The 17,667-nt window shown below is 41.3% G+C and carries 17 protein-coding genes; 7 read left to right on the top strand and 10 right to left on the bottom strand.

The features are described 5' to 3' along the window. Positions 1 to 22: 22 nt before the first annotated feature. The 7 genes from QWZ17_RS20770 to QWZ17_RS20740 all read right to left on the bottom strand — a co-directional run bounded on the left by QWZ17_RS20770 (position 23) and on the right by QWZ17_RS20740 (position 5,945). Positions 23 to 487, bottom strand: a complete 465-nt coding sequence (locus tag QWZ17_RS20770; protein ID WP_290307226.1) for a RidA family protein — start codon at positions 485 to 487, stop codon at positions 23 to 25. Positions 488 to 583: 96 nt separating this feature from the next. Next, positions 584 to 1,357, bottom strand: coding sequence for a hypothetical protein (locus QWZ17_RS20765; protein WP_290307225.1), 774 nt, complete (start codon positions 1,355 to 1,357; stop codon positions 584 to 586). Positions 1,358 to 1,495: 138 nt separating this feature from the next. Beyond that, positions 1,496 to 1,690, bottom strand: coding sequence for a hypothetical protein (locus QWZ17_RS20760; protein WP_290307224.1), 195 nt, complete (start codon positions 1,688 to 1,690; stop codon positions 1,496 to 1,498). A gap of 97 nt (positions 1,691 to 1,787) precedes the next feature. Then, the gene (locus tag QWZ17_RS20755; protein ID WP_290307223.1) at positions 1,788 to 2,600 is read right to left on the bottom strand and encodes a hypothetical protein; all 813 of its coding nucleotides are present in this window, start codon (positions 2,598 to 2,600) and stop codon (positions 1,788 to 1,790) included. 24 nt (positions 2,601 to 2,624) lie between these two features. After that, entirely contained in the window at positions 2,625 to 4,178 is a 1,554-nt protein-coding gene (locus QWZ17_RS20750; RefSeq protein WP_290307222.1) for a vanadium-dependent haloperoxidase, read from the bottom strand. Positions 4,179 to 4,205: 27 nt separating this feature from the next. Continuing rightward, entirely contained in the window at positions 4,206 to 5,078 is an 873-nt protein-coding gene (locus QWZ17_RS20745; RefSeq protein ID WP_290307221.1) for a hypothetical protein, read from the bottom strand. Between the two features lie 312 nt (positions 5,079 to 5,390). Then, positions 5,391 to 5,945 carry a hypothetical protein gene (locus tag QWZ17_RS20740; RefSeq protein WP_290307220.1) on the bottom strand — a complete coding sequence of 185 codons (555 nt, stop codon included), beginning with the start codon at positions 5,943 to 5,945 and terminating at the stop codon, positions 5,391 to 5,393. A gap of 164 nt (positions 5,946 to 6,109) precedes the next feature. On the opposite strand from QWZ17_RS20740, the gene QWZ17_RS20735 reads away from it, so the two are divergent. Genes QWZ17_RS20735 through QWZ17_RS20725 form a run of 3 tightly spaced genes read left to right on the top strand, consistent with a single transcriptional unit; the run spans position 6,110 to position 7,720 of the window. Further along, entirely contained in the window at positions 6,110 to 6,670 is a 561-nt protein-coding gene (locus QWZ17_RS20735; protein ID WP_290307219.1) for a YeeE/YedE family protein, read from the top strand. Between the two features lies 1 nt (position 6,671). After that, entirely contained in the window at positions 6,672 to 7,082 is a 411-nt protein-coding gene (locus QWZ17_RS20730; RefSeq protein WP_290307218.1) for a DUF6691 family protein, read from the top strand. Between the two features lie 26 nt (positions 7,083 to 7,108). After that, positions 7,109 to 7,720, top strand: a complete 612-nt coding sequence (locus tag QWZ17_RS20725; RefSeq protein WP_290307217.1) for a TlpA family protein disulfide reductase — start codon at positions 7,109 to 7,111, stop codon at positions 7,718 to 7,720. A gap of 50 nt (positions 7,721 to 7,770) precedes the next feature. On the opposite strand, the gene QWZ17_RS20720 is transcribed toward QWZ17_RS20725, so the two are convergent. Then, a complete protein-coding gene (locus tag QWZ17_RS20720; RefSeq protein ID WP_290307216.1) occupies positions 7,771 to 8,136 on the bottom strand; it encodes a response regulator transcription factor in 366 nt (121 codons plus the stop codon). A gap of 216 nt (positions 8,137 to 8,352) precedes the next feature. Here QWZ17_RS20720 and glgX point away from each other — a divergent pair, with 216 nt between their 5' ends. The 3 genes from glgX to treY are packed head-to-tail and all read left to right on the top strand — an operon-like array spanning position 8,353 to position 15,002. Continuing rightward, complete coding sequence (gene glgX / locus QWZ17_RS20715) at positions 8,353 to 10,500, top strand: glycogen debranching protein GlgX (protein ID WP_290307215.1); 2,148 nt, start codon at positions 8,353 to 8,355, stop codon at positions 10,498 to 10,500. Beyond that, positions 10,478 to 12,313 carry a malto-oligosyltrehalose trehalohydrolase gene (gene treZ / locus QWZ17_RS20710; protein ID WP_290307214.1) on the top strand — a complete coding sequence of 612 codons (1,836 nt, stop codon included), beginning with the start codon at positions 10,478 to 10,480 and terminating at the stop codon, positions 12,311 to 12,313. The genes glgX and treZ overlap by 23 nt, the downstream gene beginning before the upstream one ends. Further along, a complete protein-coding gene (gene treY, locus QWZ17_RS20705; protein WP_290307213.1) occupies positions 12,306 to 15,002 on the top strand; it encodes a malto-oligosyltrehalose synthase in 2,697 nt (898 codons plus the stop codon). Before treZ ends, treY begins: the two co-directional genes overlap by 8 nt. Positions 15,003 to 15,243: 241 nt before the next feature. Here the strand turns inward: treY and QWZ17_RS20700 are convergent, their stop codons facing one another. After that, positions 15,244 to 15,864, bottom strand: coding sequence for a TetR/AcrR family transcriptional regulator (locus QWZ17_RS20700; protein ID WP_290307212.1), 621 nt, complete (start codon positions 15,862 to 15,864; stop codon positions 15,244 to 15,246). A 180-nt stretch (positions 15,865 to 16,044) separates the two neighbouring features. On the opposite strand from QWZ17_RS20700, the gene QWZ17_RS20695 reads away from it, so the two are divergent. After that, on the top strand, positions 16,045 to 17,154 hold the full coding sequence (locus QWZ17_RS20695; protein WP_290307211.1) for a mechanosensitive ion channel family protein: 1,110 nt from the start codon (positions 16,045 to 16,047) through the stop codon (positions 17,152 to 17,154). Here QWZ17_RS20695 and QWZ17_RS20690 read toward each other — a convergent pair. Further along, the gene (locus QWZ17_RS20690; protein WP_290307210.1) at positions 17,151 to 17,636 is read right to left on the bottom strand and encodes a DUF4126 family protein; all 486 of its coding nucleotides are present in this window, start codon (positions 17,634 to 17,636) and stop codon (positions 17,151 to 17,153) included. The genes QWZ17_RS20695 and QWZ17_RS20690 overlap by 4 nt on opposite strands. Positions 17,637 to 17,667: the final 31 nt, after the last annotated feature.

Raw genomic sequence — 17,667 nt, 5'->3', positions numbered from 1 at the left:
TACTAACTACTTACTACTAAAATTAAGCTAATTCAAACAATGCTTCAATCTCCACCGGAATGTTATCTGGTAACGAGCCCATGCCTACAGCGCTACGTACGCCTATACCGTTTTCTTCGCCCCAAACTTTGGCAAACAGTTCGCTTGCGCCGTTAATAATGAAAGGATGCCTTTCAAAATCCGGTGTACAGTTTACCATGCCTAATACTTTAATAACGCGTTTTACTTTATCAAGGCTGCCAATATTGGCTTTAATGGTGGCCAGCATAGCCAGGCCTACCTGGCGCGCTGCCAGTTTACCATCTTCCATATTAATAGTATCCCCAATACGGCCAATAATTAATGTACCATCATCCTGTACTGTTCCGTGACCTGATAAGTAAAGGTATTTACCATCAACCAAACAAGGTTTATAAACACCAAGTGGTTTTGGTGCAGGCGGCAGGTTTAAACCTAATGCCGCAAAGTTTTCTTCGGGAGTGTTCATAGCGTAAAACTATCTTTTTTTAATAAAATAGTATCATAAAAAACAAAAAAGCCGGGTGTCTCAAGCCCGGCTTCTACTTAAATCAGTAAACCAACTTTATTTAAATCTGTACGTAATTCCAATGTTGATAGCGTAATCGGCAAAAGCCGCGTCGCCTTGTGTGTAAGTACCGGTTAGGTTTGTCGAAATTTTGTCGGGAACACTTTGCGTACGGTCGCGTTTTAAGGCTACCGGTACAAACGCATATATAGACAAAGATTTTAAACGATACGTTACACCTGGCTCTGCCGATATAATGTAACCTGGTCTTCTGAAGCCATTGCTGCCGCCTACCAAATCATGAACCGGTAAACACTCATAACGCACACCTGCCGAAAAATCAAATTTGCTGATGCCGTAGCTTGCGCCTCCCCTTATCATTAACTGATCTGGCACGCTCATAACATCGCTGCCGTTTGCTACCGCTTTAGCACTTGGTACACTACCGCGGGCTGTAGATACGCCGTTTTGCTCCCTTGGGCTAATGAGGTAATAAAAACTGCCATACAAGCCAAATTTATGAGTGAAATTGTAGTAGGTATTCAGTTCGGTAGTGATGCCTGTACCGCCGTCCCCTAACTGTATAGACTGATCAACCGGACCTAATGTGCGGGTATCATTTGCGCCGGTGTGGTAAAAATAATCCTGGTAATTGTAATTACCGGTTGGCAGCTTTAGGCCTAAACCAACCTGGATATTCCCTTTACGTGCCTTGGCTGGATTTAATAACCATGCATAAGCAGTTAGGCGAATATCGCCTAAACCAAAAGAATGTGTACTTAAGCGCTCTTTGCCGCCATGTTCATATAATGATGAACGGCTGTTATCCACTACAGGAACATCAACCGCAAACGACCAACGGTTATTAAAAATGCGGGTAAGCGTTAAATCCTGGGTATAAGAATGATTAATTACGTTGGTACCCAGTGCTATGCGTTGCTTTTGCTCCTGTGTACCTACAAAGTGTTTCTATGACCGGAAGTAGCGATTATTACTATTAAACAACCAGCTGCCTGCATCGGCATTAGTGCTATCGGGATGTTCATCCATTGTACATAAGCCGCCGGTACTCCTGATGGCTACACAGCCCTGGGCATTGGCCTTGTTGTAAAACAATAATGTTGCGAAAGAAACGCAGGTAATAAATTTTAAGATTGATTTCATAATAGGTTTGGTATTTGTAATGTTTAGATAAAAGCGTGGCTAAGCCGAGCCGTAAAACCCAACTTATACCTATGTTTTATAGGTTGTTATGTAATGATTAAACTTTTATTGGAACCTGTTTTTTTAAGGTAAACGATAGGAAACCCGAGGGCGCTTTTTTAACCGCGAACCATAAAGATAACAGCACGCCGTAGCTGCCACCCCGTTCTATCCATTCAAAAATTTCATATTTTGGATAAAACAATTCGCTCACAATTTTCCAGGCGATAAATACAAGCAATATATTGGCAAAAGGACGAATGAGTATAGAAAATGCGGCCAAAATTTCAAAAATGCCAACAATATGCGCCGTTTTTGCAGGGTCATTAAACCCCAAAGCATGATACTGACCAATAAGGCTTTTCTTTTCAATAACGTTTAACCAACCATGGCCAACTAACAACAAAAAAGCAAATACCCTTAAAAAACTGACAGCCATTTTTAATGTATCGGCATTTAAGCTTACGTTATCATCCATGCGGCTAAACCATCGCTTAAACGGAATTTTAAAACCGCCTTGCAGTAATAATAGCACAAATGGTGCCCCGTAATTGCCTGCACGTTCGATAAACTCGGCAAAGGGCTCGCCTGATAATGGTCGCATAGAGGCGGTTGCCAATCCCCATACAACCAGCCATGCAGCTACCGCCCTTACAGGGTAAATCAATAGTGATATACCAAAAATAATATCCGCAACACCAACATACGGCATTAGGGTATAGGCCATATCATGACCTATACCAAAAATACCAAAGTAGTTACACCAGATTTGTTTGGTAATAATACCAAAAGCGCCATGCCCGATAAAGCACATTGCCGAAGCAAAACGCAGTGTGAAATATATTTTTTGATCAATAGTTAAGCGCGACATTTTTTAACTCCTTTTGCTTTGCAATTAATTTCCTGCTCCGTCAGCCTTACCCCTGGTAACAGCATATTGCCCAACTTTGGCTCCGGTTATCAGGCCAACCTCGCAATCACTGCGGAAGTGAATAGCACCGTATAGCCTTGACATTGCGGCCGCCTGTGCCAAATCAGTAAATTTACTTCCCCTATCCGGTAATAAATAAGTTAACACGGTTGCAGCAGCGGCGCTAAAGTTAGAATGTCCCGAGGTGTAAGCCGGAAAATTTGGTACACCTGTTAAAGTTTTAATAATCGGATCGGCTTGTGACGGACGCTCGTTAAAGTAAAAGTATTTGGTATCCCAGCAAACAATAGCAGCATCCATTTCGGCCATGTTTAATAGCGCAAAATTACGCGCCCAACGCACCTCACTATAATTTTGTTTTACAAACTCATCGGCGGCTATCGCATTCCAGTGGCCAGGTGGCGTGTAAGTACCTATACCATCGGCCCAAAAGGCCACTTGCTCTTCATGATCACGGCTGTGGTTATTGCTCATGGCTGTAACTTCCTGGGCCTCTTTGATAAACTCTGGCGAGCCGTTGATATATGGTGGCGCAGGGCGCAAAGCGACTACAGTTAAAGTATCAAATAAAAACGGAATAACTTTAGAAAACAACGGAAGCATTGGCGGCCTTTTAGGTGTTTCCAAACTTTGCCAGTAGTGACCTTTATCGTAAGCTGTGGTTTGCAACTTAGCCCAAACGGTTGCATCGCCAATAGCTTTACCGGCACGGTCGGTACGGGCTCTTGCCGCAAATAAAGCGGCAACCTGTTTACCTAATGACTCTCCTGCGGTGATCTCACCACGGGTGTTCGCGCCTGCCATTATACGGTATAATTTTTCTTCCTGTGCTTTTTGGTTAATATACTCCAATTCTGTAGGGAACAACAGTTTCATGATCTCTACAGTTGCACCTGCAACAACCGCGTCTTCGCTGGGGTACGATGGAAGTGCAGAAACCGGAACCAATGCCTGTACAGCCGGGTCGTTTTTATAAGGAGCGGTACGGTTGTATACGTTTTTAAAATGCCACGCTGCTATTAAAGCATCATATTGCATGGCGCTTACATAGGCGTAAGCCCTGGCTGCATAAGGCGGGTTTGAAAACGGGAACTCCGGGTAATTGAACGGATTGACCGAGTTTGGTGCAGGGTAAGTGCCATCGGGATTTTGATAGGGAGCCACGTTGTGTTTAGCTACCAGCTGGCGCAAAATTTCGTTCCACCTTAAAACGGCTCCGGCGCTCCAGTATTTGATAGATGCCTTTTGATCGGCAGTTAAATTTCTTTGCGAAGCTTTGATCTCGTTAATATCGGCAAGGTAGGCCGGAGATGTAACAGCATCGGGAGCAACCACGGTAAGTGTGCTAAAATCCTTTATCAGTACGGGTTTCCAGGTATCAGCTGTTAGATCAATATTTGTGGGACTTAAAGCCGGGTATAAGCTGGTGCGATCTGTAATATCCTTTTTACAGGATGAGCCGAATACGGCTACTCCTAAAAACAAAGATGGAAGTATATAATGTAATGATCTTTTCATCAGATTCTATTTAAACGTTCTTTACGATTATTTTTCTTTTTTAGTATTGAAAATGTAGTAGATGCCGCCGTACATCGTGCGGCTTTGTCCTACGTTTCTGCCTTTTAATACATAATTACCGCCGGCTGTAAGCTCTAACCCAGGTATTTTTTGAAAAGTGTATTTTAAAATAACACCGGCTAATGTTGAATTCATCCTGTTACTTGGAAACGGATTATCGTTTTTACGGATATCAAAACCACCTTCTGTAGTAACTTTGGTTAAAGTAGCCTCGGCATTGAATGCTAAACTCCTGAAACCCGCGCTAACCAGGTAGTTAGATACGTTGGGCATTTCAACTTCATTAGTATAATGCATCTCTGTGGTGTAGTATGAATTTCTGTCGATAGTGATATTGCTGCGGCGTATATACTGATAAGCACCGGCAACAAACCACTGGCTTATCTGGTAATTTACCAGGCCTCTCAACGCAACGTTTTTACTGTGCAGGCCAATTGATAAGGGTAAAAAGTCGGCCTGGTAGTTGCTTGCAGGTATCGATCCTGATAAAATGGCGTGAAACGTAAACAAGCCTTTACCTACTTCTTGCTTAACGGCAAGCCATTTGGCGTAGGCGCTTACGTCTTGCAGGTTATGTTCGCCGCGTAAAGTTCCGGCGCTTGCATTGGTAGTTACATAAGGCAGCGCTACAGATAGGTTAATGCGGTTTGAAAGGCCATATACAAAGCCCAGCATATATGAGTTTGAACTTACGGTACCCAGGTTTGGCGCATCGCGTTTAAAGGTACCCTCCCAGTAATGATCCCACTGGCTGTGTGTATAAACGCCGGCAGCACAAACGTAGTTTTTGGGAATCATTAAAGCATCGGCATCTGTTTGTGCCTTCGCAAAATTTGACAAGCTGAGGCAACACGCAACTACCATACAGCATCTGAAAAAATAACGTAAAGAATGTTTCATTCGATCTAAGTAAGAAAAATAAGCAACTAAATAATTAACAAACGAGTTAATACAGCATCATCAGCGGCAGGTTAATACCCCAATAATTGTTTTTATCTGAATGCTAAGGGAAAATTGATTTTAAATTATGAGTATCGTCCAACACACACATATGCGCTGCTAAAACGGCAATACGGTTACTTGGCAATAATTTTTAATCAAACTGCACTTTATCAATAAAGAACAATTCAACATCATAATTTATGGGTATAATTAGCAGGTAAAGTTTGGCGGTTTGCCGGGAGATTCAATGTAAGGATGATGAAGGTGGTAGATTATAGGGCTCGTTTCAGCTTTTAAAACGGTTGAAAACGTGGTAAATTGATAATGAAGCACTGTAAAATTATAGTCGCCACCCACGTTAACTTTTTTTAACGATGATGAATCATGCCCTTTTTTGCTTAGAGGCACATCATTGAGTTCTTTGGCTATCACCAGACCGGCGGTAACCAACTGTGTTTTAACACTATTGGCGATACAAATGAACGACATTGTATCCGGCGACATTTTGTAGCGCAGGTAATTGTAATAAACACCTTTTAATTGCAACTGCCCGTTAAGCCGTACATAGTTTTTCCATGGGTGGATACCGGGCATGTGAACAGGAATCTTAATTTCTACAAGTTTGGTAGCATCTATCTTATTTTCATAGATCTGCTTAACTATTTGCACGTCTGATTGATTGATCAAATACTGAAATACAAAGTGATACCCGCCCAAATTGAACAGATGCACATTTAATAACAGTATAGCAATAAATCTTTTCACTTAATCAGATATGTCTTAGCGAGTATAATCACCGGTAAATATATTGTTACAATAACACTAAAACAAATAAAAAGTAAAATTGTACATCTCACAGTTTATAGGTACGCTGAAAACTACATTTACGATCAACTAATAGGTATATTCGCTATCATCAAAATCGTAAAATGGATTTTTTAAAACAACCCTGGCCCTGGTACATTGCAGGGCCGTTAATTGGGCTTGTAGTGCCCGCGCTACTCCTGCTTGGTAATAAAACATTCGGTATTTCATCATCCTTAAAACATATTTGCGCTGCCTGCCTGCCCTTGAATATTCAGTTTTTTAAGTACGATTGGAAAAAGGAAAGCTGGAACCTGTTTTTTGTCGCCGGCATTGTTTTAGGCGGTTTTATTGCGGCTCAATATTTATCGGGCAACCAAAACGTAAATATCAATCCGCATACCACTGCCCTACTTAAACAGCAAGGCGTAAAAAATTTTAGCAGTTTACTACCGCAGGATATTTTCAGTTTTGACCAATTATTTACCCTGCGCGGGTTTATTTTTATGATCGTTGGCGGCTTTATGGTTGGCTTCGGTACCCGCTACGCAGGCGGCTGTACATCTGGGCATGCTATTATGGGTATTTCAAACTTGCAATGGCCTTCATTGGTGGCTACCTGCTGTTTTATGGCAGGTGGTTTTGCAATGACCTGGTTTATATTACCATACCTTATTAACCTGTAACATGAAAAATATTAAATACTTTTTTGTGGGGTTACTTTTTGGCATTATGCTAATCAAATCTCAGGTTGTATCCTGGTTCAGAATACAGGAAATGTTCAGGTTGCAAGCTTTTCATATGTATGGTATCATAGGGAGCGCCATTATTGTAGGTATGATCTCTGTTTTAATCATCAAAAAATTCAATATTAAAACCATTCATGGCGAAGTGATCACCATCCCCCTTAAAACATTCAACTGGGGTAACGTTTATGGCGGTTTGATTTTTGGATTGGGCTGGGCTATAACAGGCGCCTGCCCCGGCCCCCTGTTCGCTCAAATAGGCAGTGGCTTTGGAGTAATTGCAGTTACCTTATTAAGTGCCATTGCCGGTACCTGGGTTTATGGCTTATTGCGCGATAAGTTGCCGCATTGAAGTAACTACTAAACCATTTTAGCAACATGAAACAAAAAAGATACTTTAACTTTTCAAATATCGGTTTAGCAATAGTGGTGGCGCTAACATTACTAACGATGGCCAGCCCTACCGCCAAAGGTTACCTTATCCGTGGCCTCATGTTCATAGGTTCATACAAGCCAGATGTTAGTGAGGATGCCCATAATTTTAAATTACATCCCAACCTGTCCCATTATAGTTATCGTGATACAAGCGGTAATATAACTTCCCTATCGGACCTGAAAAACAAAGTTGTGTTTGTGAATTACTGGGCTACCTGGTGCCCACCTTGTTTAGCCGAAATGCCGGCAATTAATAAACTAAGGCAAAAACTAAAAAACAACTCACAAATAGTTTTTATAATGGTTGATGTAGATAACGACTTTGCTAAATCAAAAGTGTTTTTGAAAAACAATGATTATGATTTGCCTTTGTATAGTTCTGTTAATCCTTTCCCTGATAGTTTACTGGATGGCAGCATTCCTACAACGCTGGTACTGGGTAAAGATGGAAGTCTAAAATATAAACATACCGGTCCTGGTAATTATGACGACGAATCGTTTGAAGCCTTTTTGAAAAAAGAAACGAAACAAGCAATACCTGAATTGATGAACTAATCGTTTTCGCTTTTTGAAATATTGAAGAACAGGGAGAAATTGCTTTTAAATTAAGCCGCGTGCTTTAAGTGATACGCCACCATACGAGTCAACTCTGTTAACTCAAATGGTTTACTCAACCATGCGTCGGCACCGCAAGCTTTAGCTATATCCGCAATATCGGCGTAGCCAGATATCATAATAACCGGGATATGACTGGTGAGCGGATGTTTTTTTATAGCGGCACAAAGTTCGCTGCCAAACCCGTCTTTAAGCTTATTATCAACCAGCACCATATCCGGCATGTGTAAAATAACCCCTTTGATAGAGTTTTTATCAAAGGATGCCACAGTATTATACCCCTCGCTTTGTAAGATCATCTGTATAGCCTCAGACAGATCGGCGTCGTCTTCAACAACAAATATTTTTTTGCTCATTATTAGGTAGTATTATTAATACAAAGCTACATAGATATTCATAACAATCAACTATGAATTAACCTATTTTTAAATAACATAAGCCGTATTCTTTGTGCTTCTATATTTTAAATTATCCAACAATGTTTGTAACAAAAAGTTCATCGCTCTAAAACAAAATTCGCAGGATTTTCCTTAACAGGGTGACATTACAAATTTTGAACATCAATCATCAATATGAAAATAACTACATATCCAGGAAAATCGTTTCCCCTTGGCGCAACCTGGGATGGCAAAGGCGTAAATTTTACGTTATACTCCGAAAATGCTACCGGGGTAGATCTTTGCCTTTTCAATAACCATGAAGACGAAATTGAATCACAACGAATAAAAATTACCGAATACTCTGAACTTATCTGGCATATTTATATTCCGGGCTTAAAACCAGGACAACTTTACGGCTACAGGGTAAGCGGGCCCTATGAACCTGAGAATGGTCATCGGTTCAATCCCAATAAGTTATTATTAGACCCTTACGCCAAAGCCATATCGGGCGTTATTAACTGGGACGACTCTTTATTCGGCTATGAAATCGGCAATCCTGATAATGATCTTAGCTTTAGTGAAACCGACAATGCGGCTTTTGTGCCTAAATCTGTTGTAATAGATCATAATTTTGATTGGGAGGGTGATACCGCGCCATGCATTGAATATTACAACTCGGTAATTTATGAAGCGCATGTTAAAGGCTTCACCAAAATGCATCCCGAAATTCCGGAAGACATCAGGGGTACCTACGCGGCCATTGGACACCCCATTACCATTAAATATTTAAAAGAGCTTGGTATAACGGCCATAGAGCTAATGCCCATCCATCATTTTTTGAACGACAGGCATTTGATAGATAAAGGTTTAACCAATTACTGGGGTTATAATACCATTGGCTTTTTTGCACCCGATGCAAGGTATTCATCAAGCGGAGCGCTTGGCGGGCAGGTAACCGAATTTAAAACCATGGTGAAAGAACTTCATAAAGCAGGTATTGAGGTGATCCTTGATGTTGTTTACAACCACACCGGCGAAGGTAGCGAAATGGGCCCTACCCTATCTTTTCGCGGCATTGATAATTGTTGTTATTATCGCCTTGCCGAGGATAATCGCTATTACATGGATTACACCGGCACGGGCAACACACTCAATGCTAATTTACCCAATGTATTGCGCCTGATGATGGATAGCCTGCGCTATTGGATTTTAGAAATGCACGTAGATGGTTTCAGGTTTGATTTGGCAGCCACCCTCGCTCGCGAATTACATGAAGTAAACAGGCTGAGCGCTTTTTTTGATATCATTCACCAGGACCCATGTATATCGCAGGTTAAGTTGATAGCCGAGCCATGGGATATTGGCGAAGGCGGCTACCAGGTAGGCAAATTCCCCGCAGGGTGGGCCGAGTGGAACGGCAAATATCGCGACAGTATCCGCGATTTTTGGAGCGGTACAGAGAGCTCGCTTGCCGAGTTTGGCGACAGGATCACCGGCAGCTCTGATCTTTATAAATCATATCGCCGGCCTACGGCCAGCATCAATTTTGTTACCGCGCACGATGGGTTTACCCTTACCGACCTTGTGAGCTATAACGAAAAGCACAACGAAGCCAACGGTGAGGACAATAACGACGGTGAAAGCCATAATCGTTCGTGGAACTGTGGCGTAGAGGGCCCTACCGATGACAACGCCATAAATGAACTTCGCGAAAAGCAGAAAAAGAATTTTTTAACCACCCTTTTCCTTTCGCAAGGCGTACCTATGTTGGTGGCTGGCGATGAAATGAGTCGTACACAAAACGGCAACAATAATTCCTATTGCCAGGACAACGAAATCTCCTGGATTAATTGGGAAACCATGGATAAGGAATTGATGGATTTTACCAGTAAGCTCATCAAGCTACGAAAAGAGCACGCTGCTTTTTCACGTAAAAGCTGGTTTAAAGGAGAGGCCGATAAAAAAAGTGGAGTTGCTGATATAGCCTGGTTTTTACCAGACGGATCTGAAATGAGTGAAGACAACTGGAACCACGATTTTGCGAAATCGGTAGCGGTTTTCCTGAACGGGCTTGGTTTGCACAGCGTAAACTCTGAAGGTGAAAAAGTTGTCGACGATAACTTTTACGTGATTTTCAACGCGCATAACGAGCCACTAAGTTACAAATTACCAAGCGACGAGTATTCTGAAGATTGGGAACTAATCATAGACACTAATAAAAAGCAATTTGATGAAGTAAAAGGAACCTACAAGGCAGAAGAGACTATACAGGTAGAAGCAAGATCGGTTATATTACTAAAACACGAGTTGATCCACAATGGCGAAACAAAACATCATTAACAGAACTATTGGGGTTAATTTTAATACATCGGGAACAGCAGAGGCGTTGGTTTGGGCACCATTTACAGATCATCTTGTACTAAAGCTTAAAAACAGTGAAGTAGCCATGCTTAAACAACAGCATGGTTATTTCTCTGTAACAACAGATCAACTCAAACCCGGAGATCAATATCAGTTTTTGGTAAATGATAAAACATTACCAGATGCGGCTTCATTGTTTCAGCCCGAAGGCGTACACGGCCCCTCGGCGGCATTTGATCTTAAAGCCTTTGATTGGACAGACCATGGTTGGCAAAACATTCCGTTGTCAAATTATATTATTTACGAGTTACACACCGGCACATTTTCTCCTGATGGCACCTTTAATGGTATTGAAGAAAAATTGAATTACCTTATAAAGTTGGGTATAACCGCCATTGAAATTATGCCGGTATCACAGTTTCCGGGTAGCCGCAACTGGGGGTACGATGGTGTTTTCCCATTCGCAGTGCAAAACAGTTATGGAGGTGCGGCAGCTTTACAGCAATTAGTAAATGCGTGTCACAAAAAAGGGCTTGCTGTAATTTTAGATGTTGTTTACAATCACTTAGGCCCTGAGGGCAACTACTTCGGACAGTTTGGCCCCTATTTTACCGATAAGTACCATACGCCATGGGGCAGCGCCCTCAATTTTGATGATGCAGGTTGCGATGAGGTAAGGCGATATTTTATTGAAAATGTGCTGATGTGGTTTCGCGATTTTCATGTGGACGCTTTGCGCATGGATGCGGTTCATGCTATCCGGGATTTTAGTCCGGTCCATATTTTGAGGGAGATTAATCAGCATGTTGCTGAATTAATGGAGCAAGCCGGTCGAACCCACTATGTAATTGCCGAATGCGACTTGAATGACACCCGTTACATCAACCCATTACAAAAAGAGGGCTACGGCTTTAGCGGGCAATGGATAGACGAGTTTCATCATGCCTTGCGTGTTGCCGCGGGCGGCGAACGTAACGGTTATTACAGCGATTTTAATGGGATTACCGATTTAGCAAACGCTTATCAAAATGGCTACGTATATCATGGGCAGTATTCCAACCAAAGGCAAAAAACTTTCGGTACAACAACAGAAGGAATTGATGGCAGCCAGTTTGTTGTATTTTCTCAAAATCACGATCAGGTAGGTAACCGCATGCTGGGCGAGCGCTCAAGCCAGCTTTTTAGCTTTGAAATGCAGAAGCTGATGGCTGGCGCGGTAATGATTAGTCCGTTTTTACCTATGCTATTTATGGGCGAAGAATGGAGTGAAACAAACCCCTTCCAGTTTTTTGTAAGCCATAGCGAAAAAGAATTGATTGAAGCCGTAAGAAAAGGCCGCAAAGCCGAATTTGCCGATTTTCATGCCGAGGGCGAAGCACCAGATCCGCAAGCGATATCCACATTTGAAAATTCAAAACTCAGCTGGGATTTATTGGACAAAGGGCATCACAAAGTGATGCTTGATTATTACAAAAATTTCATCCAACTCAGAAAGAGCCAATCGGCATTTAAGCATACCGATCGTGAAAACATGAGTGTAGTAGTTGATGAAGTGAATAACACCCTTGTTATCCAACGGTGGACAAACGACCAACAGGTTATTTGTCTACTAAACTTTTCTAAGCAGCAACAACAGATCAACATACCCGAAGAGGTAACCAATTGGCAAAAATTATTGGATAGCGCAGATCCGAAATGGAACGGACCGGCCACATCACCAGAAATAATAAGCGCAGGTAAATTGAGTGTACCTCCAGAGGCTATTTTAATTTACACCCAATATCATGCATAACCCTATCGCAACATATCGCATTCAGTTTAATAAGGATTTTACCTTTAAACACTTAAAGGCTATTATTCCCTATCTAACAGAATTGGGTATTGGCACCATATACGCCTCCCCTATTTTTGAGGCTGTGCCCGGCAGTACGCATGGCTATGATGTGGTAAACCCGCTGCGCATTAACCCCGAGATTGGCACAATGGCCGAATTGGAATCTATCAGCAAAGCGCTAAAAAAGGCCAACGTCAGCTGGCTTCAGGATATTGTGCCTAATCACATGGCTTATCACCCCAATAATACCTGGCTCATGGATGTGCTTGAAAAAGGTAAAAGATCTGCTTATGTCGATTTTTTTGACATCAATTGGTCGGCTCCCATTTATAATACCAGGTTGATGGTACCGTTTTTAGGCGTTCCTTTTGAAGAAGCATTAAGCGAGGGACAAATTCAGGTTGAATTAAAAAAGTCGGGGTTTGTATTTTCCTGCAGCGGTCAATTCTACCCGATTAACCTGCATGGTTATATCGCCATTTTACAAACATCGTACGAACCGAATGAGGCAATTGCCACGTTGATTTCGCAAATTAATGAACTGCAGCAAACGGACGATGATAAAGCGTACTCGCTTGGTTTTATCGAGCTGAAAGAGCAGCTTGCCTCCCTGAATAAATCATCAGCAGAAAAAAAGATTTTGCAGCATTGTATTGAAAAGGTGAATACCGATACCGGTTTATTGAAGCGCATAGCTGATGAGCAGTATTACCAGTTATGTTTTTGGCAGGATACTGAAAGGCAGATTAATTTTCGTCGTTTTTTTACGGTGAATGGTTTGATATGCCTTAATATGCAATTGCCACAGGTATTTGATACATGCCATGAATTAGTTAAAGAATTACTGGATAAGGATATTATACAAGGGCTGCGGATTGATCATATTGATGGCTTGTTTGATCCTAAGGGTTATCTTGAACAGCTTCGTACTTTGACAGGGCCGGAAACCTATATCGTGGTTGAAAAAATATTGGAAGACGGGGAAGATTTCCCAACCGACTGGCCCGTACAAGGCAGCACGGGGTACGATTTCCTGGCTACGGTAAATAACCTGTTTACCCAGGCAGAAAGTAAAAGCGCTTTCGCCAATTTTTATCGAGAACTCACCAAGGATAAAATTGTCATCACTAAAGCCATATTGAAAAAGAAATCGCTCGTTTTATATGAGCATATGTATGGCGAACTTGAAAACTTATACCAGCTTTTTTGCGATTTGGAATTACTTAGCGATGATAAAATTAAAGACAAGAATTTTAAGCTGCTCATAGCCGAATTTTTAATCCGTTGCCCTGTATACCGCTATTATGGTAACAGTTTTCCATTGCCTGTTAACGAGCAAAAAGCAATTGAAACCGTCATTAAAAACATCGGCGAAGCGAAGCCGGATTTAATACCCGCCGCTAACTTGTTTCAAAGCCTGTTATTTGATGATACCAAGCAGGCAAAGGGTAAACGCATATTACAATTTTATCAGCGTTGTATGCAGTTTACAGGCCCACTAATGGCCAAAGGCGTTGAAGATACCCTAATGTATACCTACGATCGTTTCATTGGCCACAACGAAGTTGGTGATACGCCCGAAACATTTGGATTGGCGGTTGATGATTTCCATGCGGCCATAATTAAGCGGCAACAGCGATGGCCCCTTGCCATGAACGCCACAGCAACGCATGATACCAAACGTGGCGAAGGTGTAAGAGCGCGATTGAATGTGTTGACAGATATTGCCGATGAATGGATTACCATAGTTGGCTACTGGCGGCAAATCAATGCAAAGCATAAAACCAACGAAGCCCCCGATGCTAATGACGAATACTTACTTTATCAAAGTATCATAGGAAGCTTGCCCATGCCCGGCGAAGATGACGACGATTTTTTAAACCGAATTGAGGAGTATGTTATAAAAGGCCTGCGCGAAGCCAAACTCCATACCCAATGGGCCGAACCCAATGAAAATTATGAAGAAGGCACTAAAAAATTCGTTAATGCCATCTTAAAACCTGGCAGTGATTTTATGCAAAGCCTACAGCCATTTTTAAACAAGGTGGCAGATTATGGCATCATCAATTCACTTTCGCAAACAGTTTTGAAATTTACCTGTCCTGGCCTACCGGATGTTTACCAGGGTTGCGGATTTTGGGATTTGAGCATGGTTGATCCGGACAATCGCAGACCTGTTGATTACGATTCAAGGGCAAAAGGCTTAAATGCTATTGTTAAAGATAACATCCCTATTGATACTCTTTGGCAAAACCGATACGACGGGCATATTAAGCTTTGGCTTACCCACACGCTTTTTAAACAATGCCGGGCCAATCCCCTGTTATTTGAAAATGGCATTTATACCCCTTTAAATGTTAAAGGTAAATACAAAGATAACGTGATGGCATTCGCGCGTATCAACAATAACGAATGGTTTATTGTTGCTATTCCCCTACATCTCGCGCAAATCAATACCGATAGCTCGAAACCCCATGAGCTGGATTGGCACAACACCAGGTTGATGCTACCAGATAACGCCCCTGTAATTTGGCGGGACATTTTGAACAGCAAATTAATTGCCACGACAGATGAAATTACAATGGCTTCGGTGTTTAGAGAATTACCACTGGCGATACTAAAATCGGCAGATGTTGATGGTAAGTGAAACACTCTAAAATAAAAGCCGGATAAAGATCAGATCTCTATCCGGCTAAATCACTCTAAAACAATCACCTCTTATTGAAAACAGGATATGTATAACAATAATTGAAATGATCTTTATTGAAAAAGACCATCATTAAATGTTCTGTACAAAAGTATCTATAAAAACTGTCGCAATTACACCCAATAACCTATTTTTACGACATCCTGACATAGTAATAGGTTGTGTTAATCGATTGCAACGATCAATACATTAAACCCTTTATAAAGATATCTATCAATATCAGTTTCTTGGTGCGAATTTCTTCCAGATGCTCCTTACGCGGAAAACTTGCTTTTTTTTGCGCTGCCGATGAACCTACCCTTATCCCGTGCATGGCATCAAGTAATAGTTCAATGATTTCTTCAGGGTTTTCAACTGGTTTTATAACGCCTTTTTCTACTTCGGTTTTAATAGATTTACCTAATAAGCCAAGTTGAGCCTGGTTCACCTGGTCAACGATTTCCCAAATGGTATCGGGCAAATTTTGTTCATTAAGTCTGAAAAAATCAAAAAAATTATAGTTTTTAACTATAAAATCGTGATGGGTATTTATCTGAAAAACAAACGCGTCTTTAAGATTACTAAAGCTATCCATATTATCTTCCAATAATTTAAGATAATCATTAGCCAGTTTGCGCATCACCGCTATATATAGTTGGCTTTTATCCGGAAAGTAGTAATATAACAAGGCCTTTGACATAGATAGATCGCCGGCAATTTCGTTCATGGTGGTTTTTGAGTAACCATAATGCAAAAACCGCTGATGCGATGCCTCTAATATCTTTTCCCTTTTTATATCCTGATGGTCATTAACTGCAGCCATTTGCTGTTTAAATTATGTAATTCGTGGTAAACGAAAGTAAATTCCTGACTTTTTAAACAAATCTATCAATTATTCTACACTTACGTGTATCAACACCTATTTCGTTACACGTTGCTAAAACAATTTTACATTCGGCGTATTTATCATACTGATTAACTATTGTTTTAAACTATGGATATCGTGAACAAACTTCCCCCGGATCTGCTTGAGTTTTCTAAACAAATACCCTCCATTGTATGGAATCTCATTATTGCCATAACAGCCATTTTGGTTGGTTTATTGATAAAAGTAATTGTAACCCGCTTATTTAAAATTTACGCCGAAAAGAAAGAAACGGATTACTCGCTGTTCCGATCGGTAATTGTAAACCTGGGCAAGGCCATTACTTATTTTATTCCGCTTTTTCTGCTCAATCTTTTTATCCCCCTAATGAGGATGGCAAAGGAATACCTTACCCCCCTTGATAAAACTATTGAAATATTATTAACGATATCCTTTGCCGGTATATTGGTACGCAGCATCCGCATTTTAGAAGATTACATTTATCATACATATGACCTCAACAAAGCCGATAACCTGGTTGAGCGCAAAGTGCGCACTCAAATTCAGTTTATCCGCAAGTTTTTGGTGGTGGTAATCATTTTTGTAACCGTGGCCATTATCCTGTTAAGTTTTGACAGCATGCGTAAAATTGGCACGGGTTTACTTACCGGCGTGGGTATTGGAGGAATTATAGTTGGTTTTGCAGCGCAAAATTCATTGGGGAACTTATTGGCAGGCTTCCAGATAGCGTTTACACAACCTATTCGTATTGATGATGTATTGGTGGTAGAAGGCGAATGGGGCCGTGTGGAAGAAATTACACTAACCTATGTTGTGCTTAATATATGGGACAAACGGCGGCTTATTTTACCCATCAACTATTTCATCACCAAACCATTTCAAAACTGGACAAGAACCACATCAGAAATATTAGGTACCGTATTTTTATATGTAGATTATACCATCCCCATGGATGTTATCCGTAAGGAATTTGAACGACTCATTAATCTGAGTCCGCTCTGGGATAAAAAAGTACAGGTTGTACAAGTAACAGATACTAAAGAAAATAACATTGAAGTGCGTGTGTTGATGAGCGCCCGTAACTCATCAGAAGCTTTTGATTTACGCTGTTACATCCGCGAAAACCTAATAGGCTACATCCAGCAAAATTATCCGGGTAGTTTACCAAGGATTCGTAATGAAGTGAGCAATCTTGAAAAGTATATGCAGCAAAAAATGGAAAGTTAAGCCGCGTTGGCCAATTCCACACTGCTGCCGATAACCAGGGCATCTTCTATAGCACCCACAAGTGGGTCCATAATCCGGGTGGTTTTAACAACACCTTTACGCAGGTAAAAACTACCAAAGGTAGATGCTAATGCCGAAGCCCCGCCTATCAAAGCGCCCATGGCTGCTTTGCCACCAATAGCCTTGTAAACACTTGCTCCCGCCAATGCTCCGGAAAGCATTCTGAAGCCCACAGATCTTTTCTTGATACGATCAGGGGCCGACGGTAGCTTATCACCAATAAGTTCGCCTACGGCGAGTACTTTAAGCGCCAGCGCCACATTTTTTGATTGCATAAACTCCAAAGGTGAATCATCCAATTGTTTGGATTGATGGTGACTTAATATATGACTTGCAATAGCAGGTGCCGATGCAGAACGCATACCGGCCAACGCCCCCAGCCCTACCACCTGCCAAAAAGGTTCTGATATTTTGAGTTTCATAGTTGATGTTAAATTGATAATTATAAAACCC

Source organism: Mucilaginibacter flavus (assembly GCF_030409315.1).
Taxonomy (GTDB): Bacteria; Bacteroidota; Bacteroidia; order Sphingobacteriales; family Sphingobacteriaceae; genus Mucilaginibacter; species Mucilaginibacter flavus.
The sequence above is the reverse complement of the archived record's forward strand: the minus strand, read 5'-3'. Positions and strand labels throughout refer to the sequence as shown.